The organism is Tenacibaculum ascidiaceicola (genome assembly GCF_047470925.1).
Lineage (GTDB): Bacteria > Bacteroidota > Bacteroidia > Flavobacteriales > Flavobacteriaceae > Polaribacter > Polaribacter discolor.
This window is the reverse complement of sequence record NZ_JAZKJP010000008.1, coordinates 39,453-64,052: the sequence shown is the minus strand read 5'-3', so window position 1 is coordinate 64,052 and position 24,600 is coordinate 39,453. Positions and strand designations below refer to the sequence as shown.

The following is a 24,600-nucleotide window of genomic DNA, read 5'->3' as shown; positions in this document are numbered from 1 at the left end:
ATAAATCTCAAAAACATTATTTTACACTTCTCTCTAGCACTTTTCAAATTAGAATTTTATAATTTAGCTCTTTAAAAATTTACACTTCTTGAGGTATTTTATTGAATTAGCATACAACGGAAAAAATTATCATGGATGGCAGATACAGCCACATGCAATTTCAGTTCAAGAAAAAATAAATAAGGCCATCAGCACAATTTTAAGAAAAGAAATAAACATTGTAGGTGCAGGGAGAACCGATTCTGGCGTACACGCCTCACAAATGTTTGCTCATTTTGATGTAGAAACACCGCTAAACGATAACTTTTCTTACAAATTAAACGCTATTTTGCCCGACGACATAGTTATATTCAGAACACAATTAGTACATGACGATGCCCACACTCGTTTTGATGCTCTTAGCAGAAGTTATGAGTACAAAATCTGGTTAGGTAGAAATCCTTTTTTACTAGATACTACGTGGCAACTACATCATCAGCAATTAAATATAGAGTTGATGAATAAAGCAGCTGCTACTCTATACAATTATGAGGATTTTGAATGTTTTTCAAAAGTAAAAACAGATGTACATACATTTAACTGTACAGTAACCAAAGCTGAGTGGGTTAAAAACGGAAATGAATTAACGTTTCATATTAGTGCTAATCGTTTTTTAAGAAATATGGTTCGAGCCATTGTAGGAACATTAATTGATGTTGGTTTAGAAAAAATAACTGTGGATGATTTTAAAAAAATTATAGAAAGTAAAAATCGAAGTAAAGCAGGTGTGTCAGTTCCTGCAAAAGGTTTATTTTTAACAAAAGTAATATACGACTATATATAGTGAGTAAAACAACAGGAAAAGCATTTGATATTAAAATTTTTGCACGACTAATGAGTTTTGCAAAAAAATACCGTGTACGATTTATAATTGCAGCATTATCTACCATTTTACTAGCAGGTTTTGCTGTGCTAACCCCTGTCATTTTAATGACAGCTATAGACGATTTCACTGTAACTAAAGATGTTTCAAGGCTATTATATTTTACAATTGCCATGATAGTAGTGTTGCTTATCCAAGTCTTTTTTCAATTTAGCTTTATTTTTTACGCCAACTGGGTAGGTCAACACATTATCAGGGACATAAGAGCCAAAACTTTTAGAAAAATACTTCAATTTAAAATGGGGTATTTTGATAATTCTTCAGTTGGAAAATTAGTAACTCGTGTTGTTTCAGATATAGAAACCATTGCTAACTTTTTCACCCAGGGTGTTTTTATGATTGTTAGTGATGTTTTAAAAATGATTGTTGTAATCATTGTAATGTTCTATACCAACTGGAAATTAGCTTTAATTGCACTTGCAACCTTACCTGTATTGATTTATGCTACCAAACTATTTCAAATAGCTATAAAATCTACTTTTCAAGATGTTCGTAACCAAGTAGCAAACTTAAATAGCTTTGTACAAGAGAGAGTTACAGGAATGAAAATCGTCCAACTCTTTAATAGAGAAAAAATTGAGTATAAAAACTTTATTGAAATTAACAATAAACATAAAAAGGCACATGTTAAAACTGTATGGTACTACTCTATTTTCTTCCCTATTGCTGAAATTCTTTCTTCTATTGCAATAGGACTTATTGTATGGTACGGTGGATTACAGGTTGTTGAAGACAAGGCAGTAAGTGTTGGTGCTATTATTGGTTTTATAAAAATGGCTCAAATGCTTTTTAGACCGTTGCGACAAATAGCCGATAAGTTTAACCAACTACAAATGGGAATTGTTGCCGGTGAACGTGTATTTAATATAATTGATACTGAAAGCTCTATAGACAAAAACGGGACAATTATTGCTGATAACATACAAGGAACTATTAACTTTAAAGATGTACGATTTAGCTATATTGAAGATGAAGAAATTTTAAAAGGCATTAGTTTTAGTGTTGAAAAAGGACAAACAGTAGCTATTGTTGGTGCTACAGGAGCTGGTAAATCAACCATTATCAACCTTATAAGTCGCTTTTACGAAATAGATAGCGGAGAAATATCTATCGACAACATTCCTGTACAAGACTATGAAATAGCTTCTTTACGTCAAAAGGTAGCAGTAGTACTTCAAGATGTGTTTTTATTTTCTGATAGTATTTTAAATAACATCACTCTTAACAACGAAAACATTTCTCTTGAAGAAGTTAAAGTTGCTGCCAAACAAATTGGAATCCACGATTTTATAATGAGTCTTCCTAACAACTATCATTATAATGTAAAAGAGCGTGGCGGTATGTTATCTTCAGGTCAACGTCAATTAATTGCCTTTTTACGTGCCTATGTTAGTAAGCCTAGTATTTTAATTTTAGACGAAGCCACTTCTTCTGTTGATGCACATTCAGAGCAAATGATTCAGTATGCTACTGATAAAATTACCAAGAACAGAACTTCTATAGTAATTGCACACCGTTTAGCAACCATTAAAAAAGCTGATATGATTATTGTTATGGACAAAGGTCGTATAGTTGAAAAAGGAAACCATACAGAATTACTAAAAAAACATGAGGGTTATTATAAGAATTTGTTCGAAAAACAGTTTAATAGTGAAACAGTGGTGTAAATAAATTTGTTTACATCATTCAAAATAGTACATTTGTTATTCAATCTTAAAAACTAAAAATCAATAAACGATGAAAAAAGTAATTTTATCAGTATTTGTTGTTGGTGCTTTATTAGCAACATCATGTAAAAATACTAAAGAAGATGCTAAAGATGCAACCAAAGAAGCTGTTGAAGCTGTAGAAAAAGCAACTGAAGAAGCTAAAGAAGCAGCAACTGAAGCTACTGAAGAAGCTAAAGAGGCTACTGAGGGAGCTGTTGAAGCTATGGAATCAGCAATCGAAGGTATCGAAATTCCAGAATTTGAAGACCCAAAAGTAGGAGAATACTTACAGTCTTATTCTCAATATGCTAAAGATTATATTGAAGCAAAAGGAGACGTAGTAAAAAACTCTGAATTAGCTAAAAAAGGTGTTGAATTAGCTACACAAGCTAAAGACATCGTTGCTAACTTAGACGAAGAAGCTGCTAAAAAATTCAATAGCGTTATGACTGCTATTCAATCTAAAATGGCTCCTGCTCAATAATCTTTTTTGAACAGAACACAAAAAAGCTCGCAAGTTGCGAGCTTTTTTTATGCCATTACATCTTTTTCTAATTTTCTATGGAGCTCTTCTAACGATTTATATAACACAAACTCTCCATCTTTTATATACGAAATCTCTCCTGTTTCTTCTGAAACCAATAAACAAATTGCATCAGTTTTTTCACTAACACCAATAGCTGCTCTGTGACGTAAACCAAACCTAGAAGGTATCTTAGCACTGTTAGAAACAGGTAATATTACTCGAGTTGCTACAATATAATTATCACGAATAACAGTTGCACCATCGTGCAACGGGCTATTTTTATAAAAAATACTTTCAATGATTGCCTCATTAACCAAAGCATTCATTTTATCACCAGTATTAATTAAAAAATCAAGATTATTTGTTTTCTCTATCACTAACAATGCACCCGTTTTAGTTTTTGATAAGTTAGCACATGCCGTTAGTATAGTTTCAACATCTGTTTCAGAATGAATTTCAGTCTTTAAAAACTTCAACTGATTTAAAAAACTTTTTTTGGTAGAAAAGTTAGTAGTTCCTATCATTAATAAGAACTTACGAATTTCTTGTTGAAATACAATAATCAATGCTATAACACCACCAGAAAGTAAATATCCCAAAATCCCACTCAACATTTCCATGTGTAGAGCCTGAGTAACTTTCCATATTAAAAATATAAATGCAATTCCGATTACAATGTTAATAGCTACAGTTCCTTTTAATAACTTATATATATAGAAAAGCAGCACTGCTACTAAAAAAATATCTAACACATCAAGAAACGAAAAGTCGATAAAATCTAAATTCATTAATTTTTTGAAGTTTTTTAACTTTAAAACAAGTTTTTAGGCATTATATACTACCTGATAAGTAAATGTAAGGATTTTATTACAACTGCTCCACAATTTTAACCGCCTCAACTGCCTCCTTTACATCATGCACCCTTAAAATATGTGTACCATTTAACAAAGCAACTGTATTGGCTACGGTAGTAGCATTTAAAGCTTCTTTAGGTGTAACACCTAATAACTTATACAACATTGACTTTCTTGAAACACCAGTTAAAATGGGAGCATCTAAACTTTTGAACAGTGACAACTTTTTAAGTAACTCATAGTTTTGATCAAGCGTTTTACCAAAACCAAAACCAACATCAATAATTACATCATTCACCTTTAGTTTACGCAATTTAAAAAGCTGCTCTGCAAAAAAAGAAATCACTTCCGTAACCACATTTTCATATTGCGGATTTTGTTGCATGTTTTGCGGCGTTCCTTTCATATGCATCATAATATATGGAGCTTGAAGTTTAGCTACCGTTTTAAACATCTGCTCATCCATCATTCCTCCAGAAATATCATTAATAATTGCAGCCCCTGCATTAACCGACTCTTCCACTACTCTACTTCTAAAAGAATCTATCGATATAATAATTTCAGGAAAATTTTTAATCAACAATTCCACTACAGGAAGCATTCTTTGTAGCTCCTCTTCTTCCGAAATATGTTTTGCTCCTGGTCTTGAAGAATAAGCTCCAACATCTATAAACGTAGCCTCTTCATTCAACATCTTTTCCGCTTGTTCAAGAATATCTCGTTCGTTTTTATACTTTCCACCATCAAAAAAAGAATCAGGAGTAACATTTAAAATCCCCATAACCTTAGGCTTAGTTAAATCTACCAAGGTTCCTTTACAATTAATTGTCATCATGTTAAATTTCCAAGTAAAAATAAATGAAAAGCTTGTAATATTTACTATTTTTGATCTAATACTTTTAAATAAGAAAGATGCAGAACACCTCTAAACAGTATGATACTGTAGTTGAAGAATGTAGAAATTTGTTTGTAAAAAAAATGAGTGATTACGGTAGTGCTTGGAGAATATTAAGACTTCCTTCATTAACCGATCAAATATTTATAAAAGCTCAACGCATACGTCAATTACAAGAAAATACTGAACGAAAAGTTGATGAAGGAGAAAAATCAGAATTTATTGGCATTATTAACTACTCAATAATGGCATTAATTCAAATTGAGCTTGGCGTTGTTGAGCAACCTGATTTAACTACTGAAGAGGCTACTAATTTATATGACAAACATATAAAGATTACCAAAGAATTAATGGAAAACAAAAACCATGATTATGGTGAAGCTTGGAGAGATATGAGAGTTTCTTCGTTAACCGATTTAATTCTACAAAAACTACTTCGTGTAAAACAAATAGAAAACAATCAAGGCAAAACCTTAGTTTCTGAAGGAATTGACGCTAATTATCAAGATATGATTAATTATGCTATTTTTGCCATGATTCATCTTTCTGAATCAGATAATTAACCTAAAAACATCCCTATATGATTTTAAAAATGTTAACTCATATTTCAAGAGTACTTGTAGGACTTCTTTTTATTTACTCTGGATTTGTAAAATTAGTAGACCCAATTGGATCTCAATATAAATTTGAGGAGTACTTTAGTGCCGGTGTACTAAACTTAGAATTCTTAATTCCTTTTGCTTTACCTTTTTCAATTCTTTTAATTGTTACCGAATTGGTTTTAGGTATTATGCTTTTAGTTGGCTATAAACCAAAACTTACCGTTTGGAGCTTATTTGGCTTAAACCTTGTATTCTTATTTTTAACATGGTATTCATACACTTACAATAAAGTTACAGACTGTGGATGTTTTGGTGACGCTTTAAAGCTTACTCCTAAAGAAACATTTTACAAGAATGTTGTTTTTATGATCTTTATTGTTATTCTTATTTTAGGTGTTAAACACATTAAGCCTTTAATTTCAAATAAGTTTTCTTCAATAACAACCTTTTCTTCTGTTTTTTTAGCGCTCATTATTAGTTACTATGTTTTACAACATTTACCAATTATTGATTTTAGAGCTTATGCTATAGGAACAGATATTGCTAAAGGAATGGAATATCCAGAAGATAGCGATGAGCTTCCTCCTATACACGATTTCATGATTGAAACAGATGAAGGAGATAAGTTAGAAGAAATGCTTGCTAAAGAAAAAGCTATGCTTATTATCATGTCTAACTTCAAGAAAACAGAAAAAGAAGGTATTACTGATGTTTCTGAAGTAGCTAAACAAGCTAGTGAACAAGGTTATGAAATTTATGTACTAACCGCTTCTTATATTGAAGATTTAGCTGCAACTCAAAAAGAATATGGACTTCCTTATACTTTTGGGTTTTGTGATGAAACTGCTTTAAAAACAGTAATTAGAGCTAACCCTGGTATTGTTACCGTAAAAAACGGAGTCATTGTTGGGAAGTGGAACTGGACCGATGCTGATGATGTAGAACTATAAACAGTTATACCATTTATATACAAAGAAAACCTCACAAATTTGTGAGGTTTTCTTATTTTCGCAATAACATGAAAAGCTCTTGTAGAGATTCTTACAACATTTCTTTCAATAAGAGAGTAAAACCAAGCTATTAACTTAGAAATATTTTTGTGAAACAATTATTATTAGTTTTTATAGGTGGCGGAGCAGGAAGCGTATTACGATATATTATTGGAAAAGCTTTAAACAGTTCGCAAACAGGAATTCCTTATGGAACTTTTGCAGCTAATATTCTTGGAAGTTTACTTATTGGAATTATTTTAGGACTTGCTGCTAAAAACGAAACAATAACTCAAAATCACACTTTATTATTAGCTACTGGATTCTGTGGTGGATTTACAACTTTTTCTACCTTTGCTTATGAAAACCATGTCTTTTTAAAGTCTGGAGATTTTACCTCTTTTGCTCTATACACTATAGCGAGCTTTATTATCGGATTTTTAGCTGTTTTCGCAGGAATCTACATTGTTAATTACTTTTGGACGAACGCACAATCAATTTAAATAATACTTTACCCTTAAAACAAACCTCACTTTGTGAGTAAATTTATATAACAAATGAGTGAACTTATACAATACAATTCAGAAGAAAATCACGTAATTATAACTATTACTAACGGAAAAGCTAACGCTATTTCTCATGAAGTGATTGATGCTTTAAACATCTCTTTTGACAAAGCTGAAAAAGAAGAAAAACCTGTAATATTAACAGGACAACCAGGAATATTCTCAGCAGGTTATGATTTAAAAAGCATGACACAGTCTCCTGAATCAGCCTTAGAACTAGTAACTAAAGGATCGCAATTATCACATAGAATGCTTTCTTTTCCTTACCCAATAATTGCAGCTTGTTCAGGGCATGCAGTAGCTAAGGGTGCTTTCCTACTTCTTTCTACTGATTACAGACTGGGTATTGAAGGTGATTTTAAAATTGGACTAAATGAAGTTTTAATAGGTATGACCATGCACAACGCTGGAATTGAAATAGCAAAAGCACGCTTATCTCCTATTTATTTTGAAAGAAGCGTTAGTTGCTCAGAAATATACAACCCTAAAGATGCTATTACTGCTGGTTTTTTAGATAAAGTTGTTCCTCAAGAACACTTACTAGCAACAGCTATAAAGGTTGCTGGAATGTTTTCTAAACTAAATAAGAAAGCACATAAAGAGACCAAGTTAAAAGTAAGAGAATCATATTTAGACTCATTAGCAAAAGCCATCAAACAAGACAGCGAAGAAGGTCTAACACCTCCTTCTAAATAAATAAAAAGTCCTGCAAATTGCAGGACTTTTTATTTATTTAGGTTTCTTATAAGCCATTACCCCTGCTTTAATTTCTGTATCTAAATAATTATCACTTGGTGTAATTGGACAAGAATACCTATCACTATAAGCACAATATGGATTGTACGCTTTATTAAAATCAACATCTACAGTTCCATCCTTCTGGATATCTGTTGTATAAACATCTATAAAACGACCACCTTTATAAGACGTTTTACCATTTGTATTATCTAAAAAAGGCAAAAACAAATGGTTTGCATATTCAGGCTTAGGGTTTACATCTTGATAAAGAGCTAGTTTAAAATCCTCTCCATCAATAGAAAAAGACAAAACCCCATATTTTTTATACATCGCTACCCTATCGGTCGTCGTTGGAAAATCAAAAATAGGCGCATCTGGTGTTTTTTCTAATTCTGCTTTTACAGTATACTTTTTATCAATAGGAAAAAAATCTAACCCTTTAAACTTCTTTAATCCCTTTTTAGTAAGTGGTGACCTAGAAGCATCTTTAAACTTAGTATTCATCTCTTTTTGAAAATCAGACTCCCCCAAAACAGCTCTTTTTCCTTGACTGTTACAAGACAGTATTGAAACAGCAAAAATTAACAATAGTAGTTTTCTCATATTAACTCATTATATTTCTATAAATACAAAAATACTTTATTACAACCAAAACACCTCTAATCCTTAAAAAATCATTAAATAAGAAGATCAAAACTGTTAATTTTCTATTAATAATTTGAAATAACAAAATAAAATTGTTACATTTATATTTATAGATTAAACTTATAACTGATATAAGATACCGGAAAAAAAGATTTTTTTATCTTATAAGAAAAACTTATTAACTAATAAAACAAATTGATGAGCTTGTTTCTTTGTAAACAGAAAGTTTCCTATATATTTGCCGCCCCAGTTATTTAGGCATATATCTTTTATCAGAAAAAACCTAATAAAGAAATTTTAAATTAAATTGGTAAATTTTATGAAATCAGAATTAATCAATAAGGCAGAAGAATTTGAAAACAGAAAATTCAAATTTGTTACTACTAGTGATAGAATACTAGCCTCTAGAGAAGCAAAAGCTCTGATTCTAGAGATTAATGAGGTATATAAACAAACAAAAGATAGTACGTTAATGGACTTAATGAAGCGTTTAACAGCTGTTAAACAACGCATTGAAAAACGTTTAAAAGGAAAACCTTTAACAGCTTAAACAATAAACAACCTTTAAGCTCGTTTATCATATATACATAAGAATAGTAGTTTCATCAACTACCACTCTCATTATAATATTTATTCTTGATAAAGTTCTAAGTAATTTACTTAGAACTTTTTCTTTTTTAAATATATTTGTGGAATCGGGATGTAGCTTAGCCCGGTTAAAGTGCTGGTCTGGGGGACCAGAGATCGGTGGTTCGAATCCACTCATCCCGACTTCTTTTATTTTTTTCAAAAAAAAATAACTTCACTAAAAAAAGTCAAAACAAACTCTAATTCAACAACTTAAAAAACACTCTGAACGATTACAAAAAACAAGCATTAAAAATTTTTAAAAAAAGTTTTTTCAGTTTCAAAAAACATTATATATTTGCCACGCTTTTAAAGCAAACGCCGATGTAGCTCAGCTGGCTAGAGCAGCTGATTTGTAATCAGCAGGTCGTGGGTTCGAGTCCCTCCATCGGCTCAAAAACTAAAAGCGCTAACAAAAAGTTAGCGCTTTTTTTATGCGCTTAATTTGCTAAATTTGTCATAACTCTATTTTTACAAAAACTTAATGAAAAATATATTTGTTATTGGTATTGCTGGAGGTACAGGGAGTGGAAAAACCACTGTAGTAAACCAAATTATTAACGAACTTCCTGCCGATGAAGTATGCGTTATCTCTCAAGACTCTTACTACAAACAAACAGATAACCTAACTTACGAAGAACGTACTAAGATAAACTTTGATCACCCTAGAGCAATCGACTTTGATTTAATGGTGGATCACCTATCTGAATTAAAAAACGGATGCATCATTGAACAACCAGTATATTCATTCGTTGCTCACAACAGAACCAAAGACACTATAAAAACACACCCTAGAAAAGTTATTATTATTGAAGGTATTTTGATTTTTAATAGCAAAGAACTTCGTAACTTGTGTGACATTAAAGTTTTTGTTCATGCCGATGCTGACGAACGTTTAATTAGACGTGTAAGAAGAGATATTAAAGAACGAGGTAGAGATGTTGATGAAGTTTTAAACCGCTACCAAAGCACTTTAAAACCTATGCACCAACAATTTATTGAGCCTACTAAAAATTACGCTGATATTATTATACCTAACGATAGATATAATACTGTTGCTATAGACATTGTAAGAACTGTAATTAACGACCGTTTATAACATGAGTTTTAAATCAATAAAAAACAAACCTTCCTTTAAAATAGCCACTAATATTTATGTGATTATACTTACTGTATTTGTGGTATGGATGCTTTTTTTTGATGAAAATTCTTACCTTACACATAGAGAGTTTAATAAAGAAATTAATGAGTTAAAAAGCTGGATTGATTATCATGAAAAAAAAATCAAGAAAGACAAAAAAACCATACAACAACTACAAGACTCTCTTCAACTAGAACGCTATGCTAGAGAAAAATATTTAATGAAGAAAGAAGATGAAGATATTTATATTATTGAATTTGATACCATAAAAAAGTAATGAGTAACTATTTATTTGACGAATTTCAAGGTGTTACCCCTGCAGAATGGAAACAAAAAATACAAGTAGACCTTAAAGGTGCCGATTATAACGACACTCTTTTATGGAAAACTGAAGAGAGTATTACTGTAAAACCTTTTTACACTAAAGAAGATAGAACTAATATTAGAGTAAACACTCCTAAGAAAGGTTTTACTATTTGCCAATCTATCAATATTGAAGATGAAGAAAAAGCAAATGTGTTTGCTATCGACTCTCTTCAAAGAGGAGCTAGCGCTATTGAATTCAATGCTAAAAAAGAGTTTAACTACAATATCTTGCTAAAAGGAATTGACACTCAAAAAACTATACTTTACTTTACTTTTGAGTTTTTATCATCAGAATTCGTTAAAAAACTAGCTGATTATACAAACTCCGAAAATTGCTTTTTTAACATTGATATTATAGGACACTTAGCCAGCTCAGGAAATTGGTATTCTAACCTTAAAAATGACCATACCCAATTAGAAGAAATAGCAAAAGTAAGTCAAAATACTATTTGTATTAATGCTTCTATTTATCAAAATGCAGGGGCTTCGATTGTTCAACAATTAGCATACACACTTGCACACGCAAATGAATACTTGAATCATTTTGGAGGTTCAATTGCTAATAATATTCATTTTAATTTTTCAGTAGGCAGCAATTATTTTTTTGAAATCGCCAAACTAAGAGCTTTTAGAACTTTATGGGACTCTCTTTTAAAAGAATATAACACTGAAGCAAATGCTCACATTTTTGCTCAACCTAGTTTACGTAACAAAACTTTATATGATTATAACGTAAACATGCTTCGTACAACTTCAGAGTGTATGAGTGCTATTTTAGGAGGAGCAAATACCGTAGCCAATAGTTCTTATGATAAAGTTTTTCATCACTCAAATGAATTTGGAGAACGTATTTCAAGAAACCAGCTATTAATTTTACAACAAGAAAGTGAGTTAGCAGAAGCTCAAAATATTGCTGACGGTGCTTATTACATCGAAACAATTACTCAACAACTTGCTCAAAAAGTACTAGAAGTTTTTAAGCTAATAGAAAAAGGTGGCGGTTTTCTTAAACAACTAAAAGAAGGAGTTATCCAAAGAAAAATAAAAGAAACTGCAGATAAAGAACAACAATTATTCGATTCAGGAGAGTTAGTATTACTTGGCACAAACAAAATTCAAAACGAAGAAGACAAAATGAAAAACGATTTAGAAGTTTCTCCTTTCTTGAAAATTCGTAATGAAAAAACTCTAATTCAACCTATTATCCAAAAACGATTAGCCGAAAATCTAGAAAAAGAACGTTTAGAAAATGAGTAGAAAAGATATATCAAACATACAAATAGATAAAAGCCAAGAACAGCAAAACAAAAGCTTTAAACACGAGGATTTTGTTGCAGGTATAGCACCTAACTTACGTGGACCTTACTCTACTATGTATGTTCGTAGACCTTGGACAATTCGTCAATATGCAGGTTTTTCTACCGCAGAAGAAAGTAATGCTTTTTACCGTAGAAATTTAGCTGCGGGGCAAAAAGGATTATCAGTTGCTTTTGATTTAGCTACACACCGAGGGTACGACTCAGACCATGAACGTGTACAAGGTGATGTTGGAAAAGCTGGGGTTGCTATTGATTCTGTTGAAGACATGAAGGTCTTGTTCGATCAGATTCCGCTAGATAAAATGTCGGTTTCCATGACCATGAACGGAGCCGTTTTACCAATTTTGGCATTTTATATTGTAGCAGCCGAAGAACAAGGAGTAGCTCCTGAATTATTATCCGGAACTATTCAAAATGATATATTAAAAGAGTTTATGGTGCGTAACACTTACATTTACCCACCTACTCCATCAATGAAAATTATTGCTGATATTTTTAGATATACTTCTGAAAATATGCCTAGGTTTAATTCAATTTCTATTTCTGGGTACCACATGCAGGAAGCTGGTGCTACAGCAGAAATTGAATTAGCATACACTTTAGCTGACGGATTAGAATACATAAAAAAAGGATTGGAAGCAGGAATGGATATCGACACCTTTGCTCCTCGCCTATCTTTTTTCTGGGCTATCGGAATGAATCATTTTATGGAAATTGCCAAAATGCGTGCAGGTAGAATGTTATGGGCTAAATTGGTAAAGCAATTCAACCCTAAAAACCCAAAATCGCTAGCATTAAGAACTCACTGTCAAACTAGTGGATGGAGTTTAACTGAGCAAGATCCTTTTAACAATGTGGCCCGTACCGCAATTGAAGCTATGGCTGCTGCATTCGGAGGTACACAAAGTTTACATACCAACGCTTTAGACGAAGCAATTGCCTTACCTACCGATTTTTCAGCCCGTATTGCTCGTAACACACAAATATATCTACAACAAGAAACCCATATTACAAAAACGGTTGATCCTTGGGCTGGTAGTTATCATGTTGAAAAACTTACCGAAGAAATTGCCAACAAAGCTTGGGAATTAATTCAAGAAGTTGAAGAATTAGGAGGAATGACCAAAGCTATTGAAAAAGGGATTCCTAAAATGCGTATCGAAGAAGCTGCTGCCATAAAACAAGCCAAAATTGACAGTAGTCAAGATATAATTGTTGGTGTTAATAAATATCAGCTAGAACAAGAAGACCCTTTACATATTTTAGAAGTTGATAACGAAGCCGTTCGTCAATCTCAAATTGATAGACTAAACGATTTAAAATCGAAAAGAAATCAAGCTGAAGTTGACAAAACATTGAGCGATTTAACTGAATCTGCTAAAACAGGTAAAGGAAATTTATTAGATTTAGCGGTAAAAGCTGCAAGAAATAGAGCCACATTAGGTGAAATTTCTGACGCCCTTGAAACTATTTTCGGACGTCATAAAGCAGTGCATAAAACCATATCTGGCGTGTATAGTAAAGAAATAAAAGATGACGAGTTATTTAAAAAGGCTACTGAACTAGCTGATAGATTTGCTGAGTTAGAAGGACGTCGTCCACGTATTATGATTGCTAAATTAGGACAAGATGGCCACGATCGTGGTGCTAAAGTAGTAGCAACAGGATATGCTGACTTAGGTTTTGATGTAGATATAGGCCCTTTATTCCAAACTCCGCAAGAAGCTACCAAACAAGCTATAGAAAATGATGTACATATTTTAGGTATCTCATCATTAGCTGCAGGACACAAAACCTTAGTTCCTCAAGTTATTGCTGAACTTAAAAAATATGGTCGTGAAGATATTATGGTTATTGTTGGTGGTGTAATTCCTACACAAGACTACCAATTCTTGTTTGATGCTGGTGCTGTAGGTGTTTTTGGCCCTGGAACTAAAATTGCACAAGCTGCTATTGACATGTTAGCTATTTTAATTGATAGTACCGAAGAATAACGGTTATGAAAATAAAATTCATTGATAGAAAAACAGGTAAAATAATTACCGAAACCCCTCCTGGAGAAGGGTACTTAAAATTGCTATACAACAATCCGTTTGGTAAAATGGCTTTATTGCCATTGGTTAAGCGTAAATTTTTATCATCATGGTATGGTAAACTCATGAACAAACCTAACTCTATTAACAAAATAAACAGTTTTGTTAGAGAGCTTCAAATTGACATGAACGAAGCTGAAAGACCTTCAGAAGATTATATTTCTTTTAATGATTTTTTCTATCGAAAATTAAAACCTGACGCTCGTCCTATTGAAAAAGGTTTTGTTTCTCCTGGTGATGGAAAAATGTTAGCCTTTAAAAATATTTCAGATATTCAAAACTTCTTTGTTAAAGGAAGGAAATTCACCTTAGAAGAATTTTTAGGCAACAAAGAACTAGCCACAAAGCATAAAGACGATTCTTTAATTATACTTCGATTAGCACCTAACGATTATCATCGTTACCACTTCCCTTACGACGGAATTCCTTCTGAGGTAACAAAAATTAAAGGACGTTATTTTTCAGTATCACCTTATGCCCTGGCTGCTAACTTCACAAGAGTGTTCTGTGAAAACAAAAGAGAATTCTGCACTTTAAAAACACACGACAAAGGAGATGTTATCATTTCCCCTGTAGGTGCTACCATGGTTGGGAGTATCATAGAAACTTACACCCCAAATACAGAGGTTAAAAAAGGCGATGAGATGGGATATTTTGCTTTTGGAGGGTCTACTATTGTGTTATTGGTTGATAGCTCAAAAATCACTATTGATGAAGATATTTTAGCTAACACTAAAAACAGGATGGAAACCTTTGTTAAAATGGGAGAACGAATTGGAAATTAACCTTCATAAATTTAACATTTTACCTTTTAAAAATGATTGATTTCATAAGGCGATTAAAGCTTTAATCCGTAAATTTGCGTCGTTTTATACTTAGCAGATTTACTGATGAAAAAAATCTTAGATACCCTCTACTCTACCCGTTTAATGGCCGTTTTATTTTTTGCTTTTGCCATTGCCATGGGAGTTGCAACTTTTATTGAAAACGATTACGGAACACAAACTTCTAAAGCACTAATATATAACACTTGGTGGTTTGAGTTAATAATGGTGTTTTTTGTTATCAATTTTTTCGGAAACATTTTTAGGTACAGGTTATATAAAAAAGAAAAATGGTCAGTATTGTTATTTCACGTTTCTTTTCTTTTAATCTTAATTGGAGCTGGTATTACTCGCTACATTAGTTATGAAGGTTTAATGGTTATTGACGAAGGAGAAACAACCAACCAATTTTATTCAGAACACACATATTTAAATGTAATTATTGATAATAGCGAGTTTCAAAAAACCACTGCTAACAAATTACTTTTATCTGCATGGGGCGATAACTCGATAAACTTTAAAGAAAACTTCCAACCTAAAAAAGGAGGTAAAAACCATGAAGTAACTTTTAATTTAGTGGACTATATTCCTTGGTCTGAAACAAAAATGGTTTTAGATGAAAACGGAACTGAACACTTGTTTTTTGTAGAAAGTTCTGACGGAAGTAGACATGAACACTACATTAAAAAAGGAACTATAGAGAACATTCATAACATTTTAGTAGGTTTTGAAACTCCTAATAAAGAAGCAGCTTCAATTAACTTCTTTTATGAAGATGGTAGCTTAAAAATGATTTCTAAAAATGATGGTGATTGGTTTAGAATGGCTGACCAGAAAAAAGGTTTAATAGTTAAAGATAGTGCACAACACTTTCAACTGCTAACACTTCATAACGTAAATGGTCTACAATTTGTAGTTCCTAAATCTCCAGAAAAAGGAGAAATAAAAACTGTAAGAGGCAAAAAAGACGATAAAAAATATGACACTGTAATTTTTGATGTTACTGCTAACGGAGAAACTAAGCGTGTTGAGTTTTACGGTGGAAAGTTTAATGTTGATAACCAACAACAATTTAGCATTGGTGAATTAAACTTTAGAGCATGGTATGGTTCTAAATTATTACAAACTCCTTTTAGTATAAAACTAAATGACTTTCAGTTAGAAAAGTACCCTGGTTCAGAAAGTGCAGCTGCTTATGCTAGTGAGATTACCGTAATTGCACCTAATGAAACTTTTGATTATAGAATTTTTATGAATCATATTTTAGATTACGGAGGTTATAAATTCTTCCAATCAAGTTATAAAATAGAAGGTGAACACGAACAAACACACCTATCAGTAAACCACGATTTTTGGGGAACTTGGATTACTTATATCGGTTACTTTTTATTATTCTTTGGGTTAATAGCTTCGTTGTTTGTTAAAAATACTCGCTTTGATGATTTAAAACAATCGCTAGTTAAAATCCGTAATAAAAAAGCCAAATTATCAGTAATCGCTTTATTTATTTCTTTAGCTGGTTTTAGTCAACACAAACAACATGAACCTAAACAAATTACTGAAGCTCAAATAGATTCTATTTTAACAGCTAACAAAGTAGATAATAAACACGCTGCTTTATTTAGTTCTTTAGTTATTCAAGATGCTGGCGGACGTATGAAACCTGCTCATACTTTTGCTTCTGAATTAGTGAGGAAAGTAGCGCATGTTGATAAATTCAAAGATTTAGATCCAAGCCAAATTTTACTTTCTATTACTGAAAACCCAATGCTTTGGCTCAATGTTCCTTTTGTATATCTAGAAAAAGGAAACACACAAATTAGAGAAATTTTAGGTGTACCTGAAGATGCTGAATATGCTCGTTTTATTGATTTCTATAATAAAGATGGCTCTTCTAAAATTAGCAAACTAGTAGTTGAAGCTGAAAAGAAAAAAATTCAAAATAAGTTTGAAAAAGATATTATAAAGATTGAACGAAGAGTTTGGTTACTATCTCAAGCTTTAGGAGGTGGTATGTTACGCATCTACCCTATTCCAAATGATGAAAACAATAAATGGGTTTCTCAACCTGAAACGCTACAAGCTAACTTTAAAGGAACAGACTCTGTTTTTGTACGTCAATCATTACCTGTTTATTTACAATTATTACAAGCCTCAAAAAAGTCAGGAAACTATACTGAAACTAACAAAGTTCTAAACGGAATTAAGAAGTTTCAACAAAAGTTTGGTTCAGAAGTTATCCCTGCAAAAGATAAAATCGATTTAGAAATAGCTTACAACAAACTAAACATTTTTGTTAAACTTTCTAAATCTTACGGATATGTAAGTTTAGTTTTAATTGTATTTGTTTTCTTACAAATTTTCAACAATAAATCATGGGTTAACAGTGTAGTAAAAGTATTAATAGGTATTGTAATTTTCTTATTTGTCTTTCACGTTTTAGGGTTAACTGCTCGTTGGTATATAAGTGGAAATGCTCCTTGGAGTAATGCTTATGAGTCCATTATTTTTGTTGGCTTAGCAACCATGTTGTTTGGGTTAATTCTTGGAAAGAAATCGTCTTTAACTATTGCTGCAACAACATTTTTAGTTTCTGTTATATTAATGTTTGCACATCAAAACTGGTTAGATCCTGAAATTGCGAACCTTCAACCTGTATTAAATTCTTGGTGGTTATATGTTCACGTTTCTGTAATTGTAGCTAGTTATGGTCCATTTGCTATGGGAATGATTTTAGGAATCTTTTCTTTATTCTTAATCATTTTCACTAATGAAAAGAATAAAAAGAAAATGGATCTACATATTAAAGAACTAACTGTTATTAATGAAATGGCATTAACCGTAGGTTTAGTAATGCTTACTATTGGTAACTTTTTAGGAGGTATGTGGGCTAACGAAAGTTGGGGACGCTACTGGGGTTGGGATCCTAAGGAAACTTGGGCTTTAATTTCAATTATGGTATATGCCTTTGTTTTACACATGAGGTTAATTCCAGGTTTACGAGGAAGATATACCTTCAACTTATGGTCAGTTATAGCTTTTGCTTCTATTATGATGACTTACTTTGGGGTAAATTTCTATTTATCAGGACTACATTCGTATGCTAGTGGTGATAAAGTAATCACCCCTACTTCAGTATATTACTCTATAGCTTTTGTTAGTATCTTAGGAGTTCTAGCTTGGGTAAAGAATAAAAAGTATTACAAGAAGTAACTTGGCAGTTTTTCTGTTAAAAAAATGTATTTTTGCAAACCGATAAAAAGAAAAAACAATTATGTTCAATAAAAATATAAAATTAGTTTTAGCTGTCTTAATAACTGTATGGTCAGTGTATGAATTTACACAAGGACACATCATGAACGGTATATCTATACTTCTACTTGCTGGGCTGTTTATTTTATTTTATTTTAAAAACGAATTTATTCTTTTGGCCTTTTTACAGCTACGTAAACAAAACTTTGCTGGAGCTCAAAAATGGTTAGAATATATTAAAAATCCTTCTGCTTCTTTAACAAAAAAGCAAGAAGGTTACTATAACTACTTACACGGAATTATGTTATCTCAAACGAACATAACTCAAGCTGAAAAGTATTTAAAGAAAGCTGTTAAATTAGGTTTAGCTATGGATCATGATTTAGCTATGGCTAAATTACAATTAGCTGGGATAGCAATGACTAAACGCAGAAAGAGAGAAGCAACGAACTTAATGGCAGAGGCTAAAAAGCTAGATAAGCATGGAATGCTTAAAGAGCAGATGCAAATGATGAAGCAACAAATGAAGAAGATTTAACATCTCTTCGTGTTTTTGAGTTTTTCTAATCTCATTTAATCATATATTTAGCTTATAAAAACATAAGAAATGATTTTAATTGCCGATGGTGGCTCTACTAAAGCTGATTGGATTGCTCTTGACGATACTAAAAAAGAAGTTTTTAGAACAACTACTCTAGGCTTAAATCCATCAGTTCTTACAGAACACGAAATGCTTAGCACAATCAATAGTGCTGATGACCTGTTAAAAGTACAAAATAACACTTTACAGATTCATTTTTATGGAGCTGGTTGTGGAAGCCCTAAAGCTGCTGAAAGTTTACAAAATGTTCTAAAATCTATCTTTAAAAAAGCTACAGTATTTGTTTCAGAAGATACTTTAGCTGCTGTTTATGCTAGTACAGGTAACAAACCTGGGATTGTCTGCATTTTAGGAACTGGATCAAATAGTTGTTATTACGATGGCAAAAACATAACTACTACAGCTCCTTCATTAGGTTATACTATTATGGATGAAGCTAGTGGAAATTATTTTGGTAAACAATTATTACGTGATTTTTACTACGATAAAATGCCTAAAAGAATTGCTTCGGCTTTCAAAACTTCATTCGAACTTGATACAGATACCGTAAAAATGAATCTGTATAGAAAGCCTTACCCAAATATGTACTTGGCTTCATTTGCTAAATTTATGCTAGAGTATAAAGGTGAAAAGTATATCAGAAAAATGATTAAAAAAGGGGTTCAAGAATTTTTTAAGTATCGTATTCTTCCGTTTGAAAATGACAAACATACCCCAATTTATTTTATCGGATCAATAGCTTATTACTTTCAGGATATATTAGAAAAAGTTGCTTTAAAAAACAACTTAATCGTTACAGATGTTATTCAACGCCCAATTGATAATTTAGTTGACTTTCATCGAAATCATTCATTTTAAAAAGACTCTACAATTCTTTCAAGAGCCATCCCTCTTGAACCCTTAACTAAAATTGTACTATTTTCTATTGGGTTATTCTTTATATAATCTTCAAACTCATAAAAGTTCTTAAACTTTTTACACTCAGTAATCGTCTTATAAAAATTATCCCCTATAAGAAAAGCTTTATTCAAGTCTAGTTTTTCAATCATATCTACTATGTTTTGATGCTCTTTTGAACTATATTCTCCAAGCTCAAACATATCTCCTAAAATTATTATTTTATTATTACCATGTAGTTTACTAAAACTTTCTAAAGCAGCTTTCATACTTGTAGGGTTAGCATTGTATGCATCTAAAATTACTTTATTAGTTTCAGTATTTATTACCTGAGATCTATTATTAGAAGGAACATAATTCTCAATAGCATTTTTTATTTGCTCTAATGACACGTTAAAGTAGTTTCCAATAGTTATTGCTGCTGATATATTAGCAAAATTGTAAGCTCCTATTAAGTTACTTAAAACATCTATATTTTTATAAGAAAGTTTTACAAATGGATTCGCTTCTATAAACTTTATACTTTCTTCAAAAGTAATTGTCTCTATACCTTCTGTTCTTTCTACTTGCTTTTCATCTGTAGGATTGACAAAAACTTTTTTATTATGAGCTCTTAAAAAATCATACAATTCAGATTTAGCTTTTACCACACCTTCTAAAGAACCAAAACCTTCTAAATGCGCACTCCCGAAGTTTGTTATATAACCATAATCAGGATTCGCTATTCTTGATAAAAAATCAATTTCTTTTGCATGATTGGCTCCCATTTCAACTATACCTATCTCTGTATTTTTATTCATTGACAATAAGGTTAATGGTACACCAATATGATTGTTTAAGTTACCTAAAGTAGCTGTTGTTTTATACTTTGTTGAAAGAACTGCATTTATTAGTTCTTTTGTAGTTGTTTTTCCATTACTCCCTGTTAAAGCAATTATAGAAATACTCAATTGATTTCTATGATAATTTGCTAGTTCTTGAAGTGTTTCTAGAACATCTTTAACCAAAATTAGTTTTTCTGAAGTTTTATACTCAACTTCATCAATTACTGCATAACTAGCACCTTTGTTAATAGCTTCTTCTGCAAACTTATTTCCATTAAAGTTTTCTCCTTTTAAAGCAAAAAAAAGTGTGTTTTTTCTAATACTTCTAGTATCTGTATCTACTAAACCATGAGTGATATACAGTTTGTATAAATCTTCTATCTTCATATTGTAAAAATAAAAAACCTCATTGAGATTCAATGAGGTTCTTATATAATTTTAGGTTCAATTATTATTTCACTTTATCTGGTGTAGCGGTTTTTCTTTTGTTTAAAACCATTGGTCCCATTTTATCAGTAGCACATCTAAACCCTATATAGTTCGTTGCCATATATTCTGGGAAATATCTTCTTTGTGCTGGATCTAACCAATATTCTCTATCAGCCCAAGAACCACCTTTATAAACTCTAGATTTATCACTTATTAGTGTAGTTCTTCTCTTATCGTCATACTTATAGTTGTTTACAACGTTTCCTAAAGTATCTACTTCTGCTTCTGGTTTTTGTGGAGAATTATACATTCTTGTAGTACGATCTAATTGATCTTTATCTAATCCGTAGAACTTAGAAGAAGCTTGGTCTCCATCACCTAAACTAGAGTTATTAGCTAAGTTATAGTTTCTTCTCATGTAAGTATCTTCTTTAGTAATTGGAATATACTTAACACTTCCTGGTAAATCTTTAGGTACAATTCTACCGTTTTCTAGAGTATCATATTGTACTTCACCATCACCAACTATAACAACTTTACCATCTTCATTAATTAGCTTTTTTGTAAAAATATTACCTCTAAAATAGTTAAAATCATTTGCTTCTGAATCAATAATTGGTCGATATACATCTTGTACCCATTCAGATACGTTACCAGACATATCATATAATCCAAAGGCATTAGGAGGATAACTTTTAACAGCGTTAGGAATATCTGATCCATCACTACTCCAACCAGCAATACCACTATAGTCTCCTTTACCTTGCTTAAAGTTAGCTAACTGATCTCCTCTTCTTCTTTTATCTCTATCACGAGTATATTTTCCACTCCAAGCATACTTCTTTCTACCTCTAATATTATTATACTCACGGTTTTCAAAAATAGACTTTGCTGCATATTCCCACTCTACCTCTGTTGGTAATCTAAATTTCTGAGATAATATACCATCAGAAGAAGTTACTTGTCTTCCTGTAAAAGCTCCTTTTTCTGGTTTAGGTTCTCCTTTAGATCTTGGTACTGGGATACCTTTTTTATAGATTGTAGAATCTCCATCAAAAATGGCATAAGGATCTGTTAAATATGTATCAGTATCAAAGTTATTTTCACCTTTAAAGCTTATTGAATCTTCCTTAAAGATGTTTTTTATAACTCCTTTATCCATTAATATCTTTAAGTTAACAGCATTAGTACGCCACTTACAATATTTATTGGCTTGTATCCAGCTAACCCCAACAACAGGATATTCCGCATACGAAGGATGTCTTAAATAACTTTCAGATAATAAGTTTGTATTACCTAAACCTTTTCTCCATACTAATGTATCTGGTAATACTGATGGATATATATTTTTAAATTGCGGATCTTCTGGAGGGAATACATCTTTAGTATACTGCATAAATAACCCATATTCTGCATTAGTAACCTCTGTTTCATCCATGTAAAAAGTACGAACATGCATTTTTTGAGGAGTTGTATTCCAATCAAACATAACATCATCTTGTACTAATCCCATAGTAAAGGTACCTCCTTCTATATGAACCATTCCTGGCGGCACATTTTTACCTTCTTTGTACTCTCCCTTCAAATAACCTCCATAATTAGGATCATTAAAGTTCCAACCAGTTAATGAAGACTTACCCGATCTAGCTCCATTACTCTTACAAGAAGTAATTAATAAACCAGTGATCGCTAATAAACTAAATAATTTCAACGTACTTTTCATGTATTTTTAACTGTTTTTTAAGGGTGTCGCAATTTACAATATTTCTAATTTCTTACAACTAATTTATCTATAAATTCACATTTAGTAACCTTGTCTATGCAAGATTACAAACGACAGTTTTTATACTTTAGTATTACGAATCTAAGAAAAAGATTAAAATATAGGCTGTTAAAGTTTAATATTTTTAGTGGTAAAAAATAAATTTCTTCCTAAATCTAATAGTGTACATAATAATATCTTAGTAATACCGTTACCTTATTAAACTAATAAATAAACTTTTAAGTTTAGTATTACAAGAAGTCCAAAAAAAGTTATTAGTTGTATACTCCCCCAAGAAAAATTATATATTTGCTAAACAATTAATCAAATTTTACATGAAAAAATTATCAATCGTATTATTTTTTGTGTGCTTTACCCTTCAAAATAAAGCGCAAGCCCAAACATCAATAAATACAACGGCAATGCCTTTTTTATTGATTACACCTGATGCTCGTGCTGGTGGTATGGGGGATATTGGAGTTGCTACATCTTCAGATGCCTTTTCTATCTTTCATAACCCTGCAAAAACTGCATTTAATCAAAACAAAATAAGCATAGGACTTAACTATACTCCTTGGCTTAGAAACTTAACTGACGATATTTTTGTTGGTGGAGGTTCTTACGTTAATAGGTATAGTGAAAAATCAGCTTGGGGAGTTGATTTAAAGTATTTTTCTCTTGGAGAAGTAGCTTTAACAAGTGACAGTGGTACTTCTAATGGAACAGAAAATCCTAATGAATTAGCTATCACAGGAATTTATTCATTAAAACTAAGTGAAACTTTTTCTATGGGAATTGGTTTAAAGTACATCCATTCAAACTACAAAATAAGAAGTAACGACTCTAATTTAGATGCCGTTAACTCTTTTGCTGTTGATGTTTCTGGTTATTATCAATCTAAAGAAGATAACTATGGAAGCTTTAACGGACGCTACAGATTAGGTTTTAACATATCTAACATAGGTCCAAAAGTTGAATACAGTCCTGGTGTTCCTAACTTTATTCCAACAAACGCTAAAGTTGGTGGTGGTTTTGATTTTATTTTTGATGATAAGAATATTTTAGGACTTAACTTGGAATTCACAAAATTATTAGTTCCATCTAGTCCTAACTCTGAAAGAGGTTGGTTTGAAGGAATGTTCACTTCTTTAGGAGATAGAAGCTTTAGTGAAGAATTACAAGAAACAACTTGGGCTTTAGGAGCCGAATACTTATACAACAATGCCTTTGCTCTTAGAGCTGGTTATTTTCATGAAAGTGAGGAAAAAGGACAACGTCAGTACTTTACTCTAGGTACTGGGTTTACTGCAAGAGCTTTTACTTTAGATTTATCTTATTTAGTAAATACAGCAGCAGTAAATAATCCTTTAGAGAATACATTACGTTTTTCTTTATCATTTGATTTAGGAGAACTTTATGAAGTTTATTAAAAACCAGTATTTTTTTCATAAATTCGTATCAGAATACAAAAGCAGTCTAACCGACTGCTTTTTTTGACTAATTTATTTACGATGAAGAAAATTGATGTAACCACTATTGCTACTTTATTTGATGATATTTCACAATTATCAACCGAAGATGCCTTTTTAATGGAAAAAGCTGTTGAAGCAAGACAGAAAGCTTACGCCCCTTACTCAAAATTTAATGTTGGTGCTGCTATATTGCTTGATAATGGGGAAATTGTTTTAGGTAATAATCAAGAGAGCGCTGCATACCCTTCTGGTATGTGTGCAGAGCGAGTTGCTATTTGGAAAGCTGGTTCTGAATTCCCTGATATGAAGGTCAAAAAAATAGCAATAACAGCAGCCTCTGAAAACTCTACAGTGGATAAACCTGTTGGACCTTGTGGAGCATGCCGTCAAACATTATCAGAATATGAAATAAACCAACAACAACCTATTGAAATTATTTTTATGGGAGAAGTTGGTAAAATTGTGAAAACTGAGTCCTTACTATCTTTACTGCCTTTTTCTTTTGATAGCTCCTATTTGTAACATTTACAACATTAAAATCATAAAA

23 protein-coding genes and 2 tRNA genes are annotated in these 24,600 nt (G+C 31.7%); 20 read left to right on the top strand and 5 right to left on the bottom strand.

All coding sequences use genetic code 11. The features are described 5' to 3' along the window. Positions 1–88: 88 nt before the first annotated feature. From truA to VBY68_RS08590, 3 genes are all read left to right on the top strand, one after another. Complete coding sequence (truA, locus tag VBY68_RS08600; protein ID WP_099213980.1) at positions 89–823, top strand: tRNA pseudouridine(38-40) synthase TruA; 735 nt, start codon at positions 89–91, stop codon at positions 821–823. 50 nt (positions 824–873) lie between these two features. After that, positions 874–2,589: an ABC transporter ATP-binding protein gene (locus VBY68_RS08595; RefSeq protein WP_415269476.1), complete on the top strand. Its 1,716-nt coding sequence runs from the start codon at positions 874–876 to the stop codon at positions 2,587–2,589. 70 nt (positions 2,590–2,659) lie between these two features. Next, positions 2,660–3,115, top strand: coding sequence for a hypothetical protein (locus VBY68_RS08590; RefSeq protein WP_415269475.1), 456 nt, complete (start codon positions 2,660–2,662; stop codon positions 3,113–3,115). 47 nt (positions 3,116–3,162) lie between these two features. On the opposite strand, the gene cdaA is transcribed toward VBY68_RS08590, so the two are convergent. Both cdaA and folP read right to left on the bottom strand, forming a co-directional pair. Then, positions 3,163–3,945 carry a diadenylate cyclase CdaA gene (gene cdaA / locus VBY68_RS08585; protein ID WP_099213975.1) on the bottom strand — a complete coding sequence of 261 codons (783 nt, stop codon included), beginning with the start codon at positions 3,943–3,945 and terminating at the stop codon, positions 3,163–3,165. A 79-nt stretch (positions 3,946–4,024) separates the two neighbouring features. Then, the gene (gene folP, locus VBY68_RS08580; RefSeq protein ID WP_099213973.1) at positions 4,025–4,843 is read right to left on the bottom strand and encodes a dihydropteroate synthase; all 819 of its coding nucleotides are present in this window, start codon (positions 4,841–4,843) and stop codon (positions 4,025–4,027) included. Between the two features lie 80 nt (positions 4,844–4,923). Here folP and VBY68_RS08575 point away from each other — a divergent pair, with 80 nt between their 5' ends. The 4 genes from VBY68_RS08575 (at position 4,924) to VBY68_RS08560 (ending at position 7,759) form a co-directional block, all read left to right on the top strand. Then, positions 4,924–5,469, top strand: a complete 546-nt coding sequence (locus VBY68_RS08575) for a DUF1599 domain-containing protein (protein WP_099213972.1) — start codon at positions 4,924–4,926, stop codon at positions 5,467–5,469. A gap of 17 nt (positions 5,470–5,486) precedes the next feature. Further along, a complete protein-coding gene (locus tag VBY68_RS08570) occupies positions 5,487–6,458 on the top strand; it encodes a BT_3928 family protein (RefSeq protein WP_099213971.1) in 972 nt (323 codons plus the stop codon). Positions 6,459–6,607: 149 nt separating this feature from the next. After that, positions 6,608–7,000 carry a fluoride efflux transporter CrcB gene (gene crcB, locus VBY68_RS08565; RefSeq protein ID WP_099213969.1) on the top strand — a complete coding sequence of 131 codons (393 nt, stop codon included), beginning with the start codon at positions 6,608–6,610 and terminating at the stop codon, positions 6,998–7,000. Between the two features lie 54 nt (positions 7,001–7,054). Beyond that, entirely contained in the window at positions 7,055–7,759 is a 705-nt protein-coding gene (locus tag VBY68_RS08560; RefSeq protein WP_099213968.1) for a crotonase/enoyl-CoA hydratase family protein, read from the top strand. Positions 7,760–7,792: 33 nt separating this feature from the next. Here VBY68_RS08560 and VBY68_RS08555 read toward each other — a convergent pair whose 3' ends face one another. Beyond that, positions 7,793–8,404, bottom strand: coding sequence for a DUF1684 domain-containing protein (locus VBY68_RS08555; protein ID WP_415269474.1), 612 nt, complete (start codon positions 8,402–8,404; stop codon positions 7,793–7,795). A 361-nt stretch (positions 8,405–8,765) separates the two neighbouring features. Here VBY68_RS08555 and VBY68_RS08550 point away from each other — a divergent pair, with 361 nt between their 5' ends. The 11 genes from VBY68_RS08550 to VBY68_RS08500 all read left to right on the top strand — a co-directional run bounded on the left by VBY68_RS08550 (position 8,766) and on the right by VBY68_RS08500 (position 19,527). Continuing rightward, positions 8,766–8,996 carry a hypothetical protein gene (locus VBY68_RS08550; protein ID WP_099213964.1) on the top strand — a complete coding sequence of 77 codons (231 nt, stop codon included), beginning with the start codon at positions 8,766–8,768 and terminating at the stop codon, positions 8,994–8,996. Positions 8,997–9,142: 146 nt separating this feature from the next. Continuing rightward, positions 9,143–9,217, top strand: a tRNA-Pro gene (locus tag VBY68_RS08545). Between the two features lie 176 nt (positions 9,218–9,393). Then, positions 9,394–9,467, top strand: a tRNA-Thr gene (locus tag VBY68_RS08540). 99 nt (positions 9,468–9,566) lie between these two features. Continuing rightward, the gene (gene udk, locus VBY68_RS08535; RefSeq protein ID WP_047790269.1) at positions 9,567–10,172 is read left to right on the top strand and encodes a uridine kinase; all 606 of its coding nucleotides are present in this window, start codon (positions 9,567–9,569) and stop codon (positions 10,170–10,172) included. 1 nt (position 10,173) lies between these two features. After that, positions 10,174–10,491 carry an FtsB family cell division protein gene (locus VBY68_RS08530; protein ID WP_121148165.1) on the top strand — a complete coding sequence of 106 codons (318 nt, stop codon included), beginning with the start codon at positions 10,174–10,176 and terminating at the stop codon, positions 10,489–10,491. Next, the gene (locus VBY68_RS08525; protein WP_415269473.1) at positions 10,491–11,837 is read left to right on the top strand and encodes a methylmalonyl-CoA mutase subunit beta; all 1,347 of its coding nucleotides are present in this window, start codon (positions 10,491–10,493) and stop codon (positions 11,835–11,837) included. Before VBY68_RS08530 ends, VBY68_RS08525 begins: the two co-directional genes overlap by 1 nt. After that, positions 11,830–13,893: a methylmalonyl-CoA mutase gene (scpA, locus tag VBY68_RS08520; RefSeq protein WP_415269472.1), complete on the top strand. Its 2,064-nt coding sequence runs from the start codon at positions 11,830–11,832 to the stop codon at positions 13,891–13,893. The genes VBY68_RS08525 and scpA overlap by 8 nt, the downstream gene beginning before the upstream one ends. 5 nt (positions 13,894–13,898) lie before the next feature. Further along, positions 13,899–14,777, top strand: a complete 879-nt coding sequence (locus VBY68_RS08515; protein ID WP_415269471.1) for a phosphatidylserine decarboxylase — start codon at positions 13,899–13,901, stop codon at positions 14,775–14,777. Positions 14,778–14,882: 105 nt separating this feature from the next. Beyond that, positions 14,883–18,029 (top strand): cytochrome c biogenesis protein CcsA, encoded by a 3,147-nt coding sequence (locus VBY68_RS08510; RefSeq protein ID WP_415269470.1) that lies wholly within the window; start codon positions 14,883–14,885, stop codon positions 18,027–18,029. A gap of 61 nt (positions 18,030–18,090) precedes the next feature. Next, positions 18,091–18,606 (top strand): DUF2892 domain-containing protein, encoded by a 516-nt coding sequence (locus VBY68_RS08505; protein ID WP_415269469.1) that lies wholly within the window; start codon positions 18,091–18,093, stop codon positions 18,604–18,606. 69 nt (positions 18,607–18,675) lie between these two features. After that, positions 18,676–19,527 carry an N-acetylglucosamine kinase gene (locus VBY68_RS08500; RefSeq protein WP_415269468.1) on the top strand — a complete coding sequence of 284 codons (852 nt, stop codon included), beginning with the start codon at positions 18,676–18,678 and terminating at the stop codon, positions 19,525–19,527. Here the strand turns inward: VBY68_RS08500 and VBY68_RS08495 are convergent. Both VBY68_RS08495 and gldJ read right to left on the bottom strand, forming a co-directional pair. Further along, positions 19,524–20,777: a UDP-N-acetylmuramoyl-tripeptide--D-alanyl-D-alanine ligase gene (locus tag VBY68_RS08495; RefSeq protein ID WP_415269467.1), complete on the bottom strand. Its 1,254-nt coding sequence runs from the start codon at positions 20,775–20,777 to the stop codon at positions 19,524–19,526. The two genes, VBY68_RS08500 and VBY68_RS08495, sit on opposite strands and share 4 nt — an antisense overlap. A 64-nt stretch (positions 20,778–20,841) precedes the next feature. Continuing rightward, on the bottom strand, positions 20,842–22,542 hold the full coding sequence (gldJ, locus tag VBY68_RS08490) for a gliding motility lipoprotein GldJ (RefSeq protein WP_415269466.1): 1,701 nt from the start codon (positions 22,540–22,542) through the stop codon (positions 20,842–20,844). A gap of 374 nt (positions 22,543–22,916) precedes the next feature. Here gldJ and porV point away from each other — a divergent pair, with 374 nt between their 5' ends. Both porV and cdd read left to right on the top strand, forming a co-directional pair. After that, positions 22,917–24,011 carry a type IX secretion system outer membrane channel protein PorV gene (gene porV, locus VBY68_RS08485; protein WP_124591016.1) on the top strand — a complete coding sequence of 365 codons (1,095 nt, stop codon included), beginning with the start codon at positions 22,917–22,919 and terminating at the stop codon, positions 24,009–24,011. An 81-nt stretch (positions 24,012–24,092) separates the two neighbouring features. Further along, positions 24,093–24,575: a cytidine deaminase gene (cdd, locus tag VBY68_RS08480; RefSeq protein WP_121148130.1), complete on the top strand. Its 483-nt coding sequence runs from the start codon at positions 24,093–24,095 to the stop codon at positions 24,573–24,575. Positions 24,576–24,600: the final 25 nt, after the last annotated feature.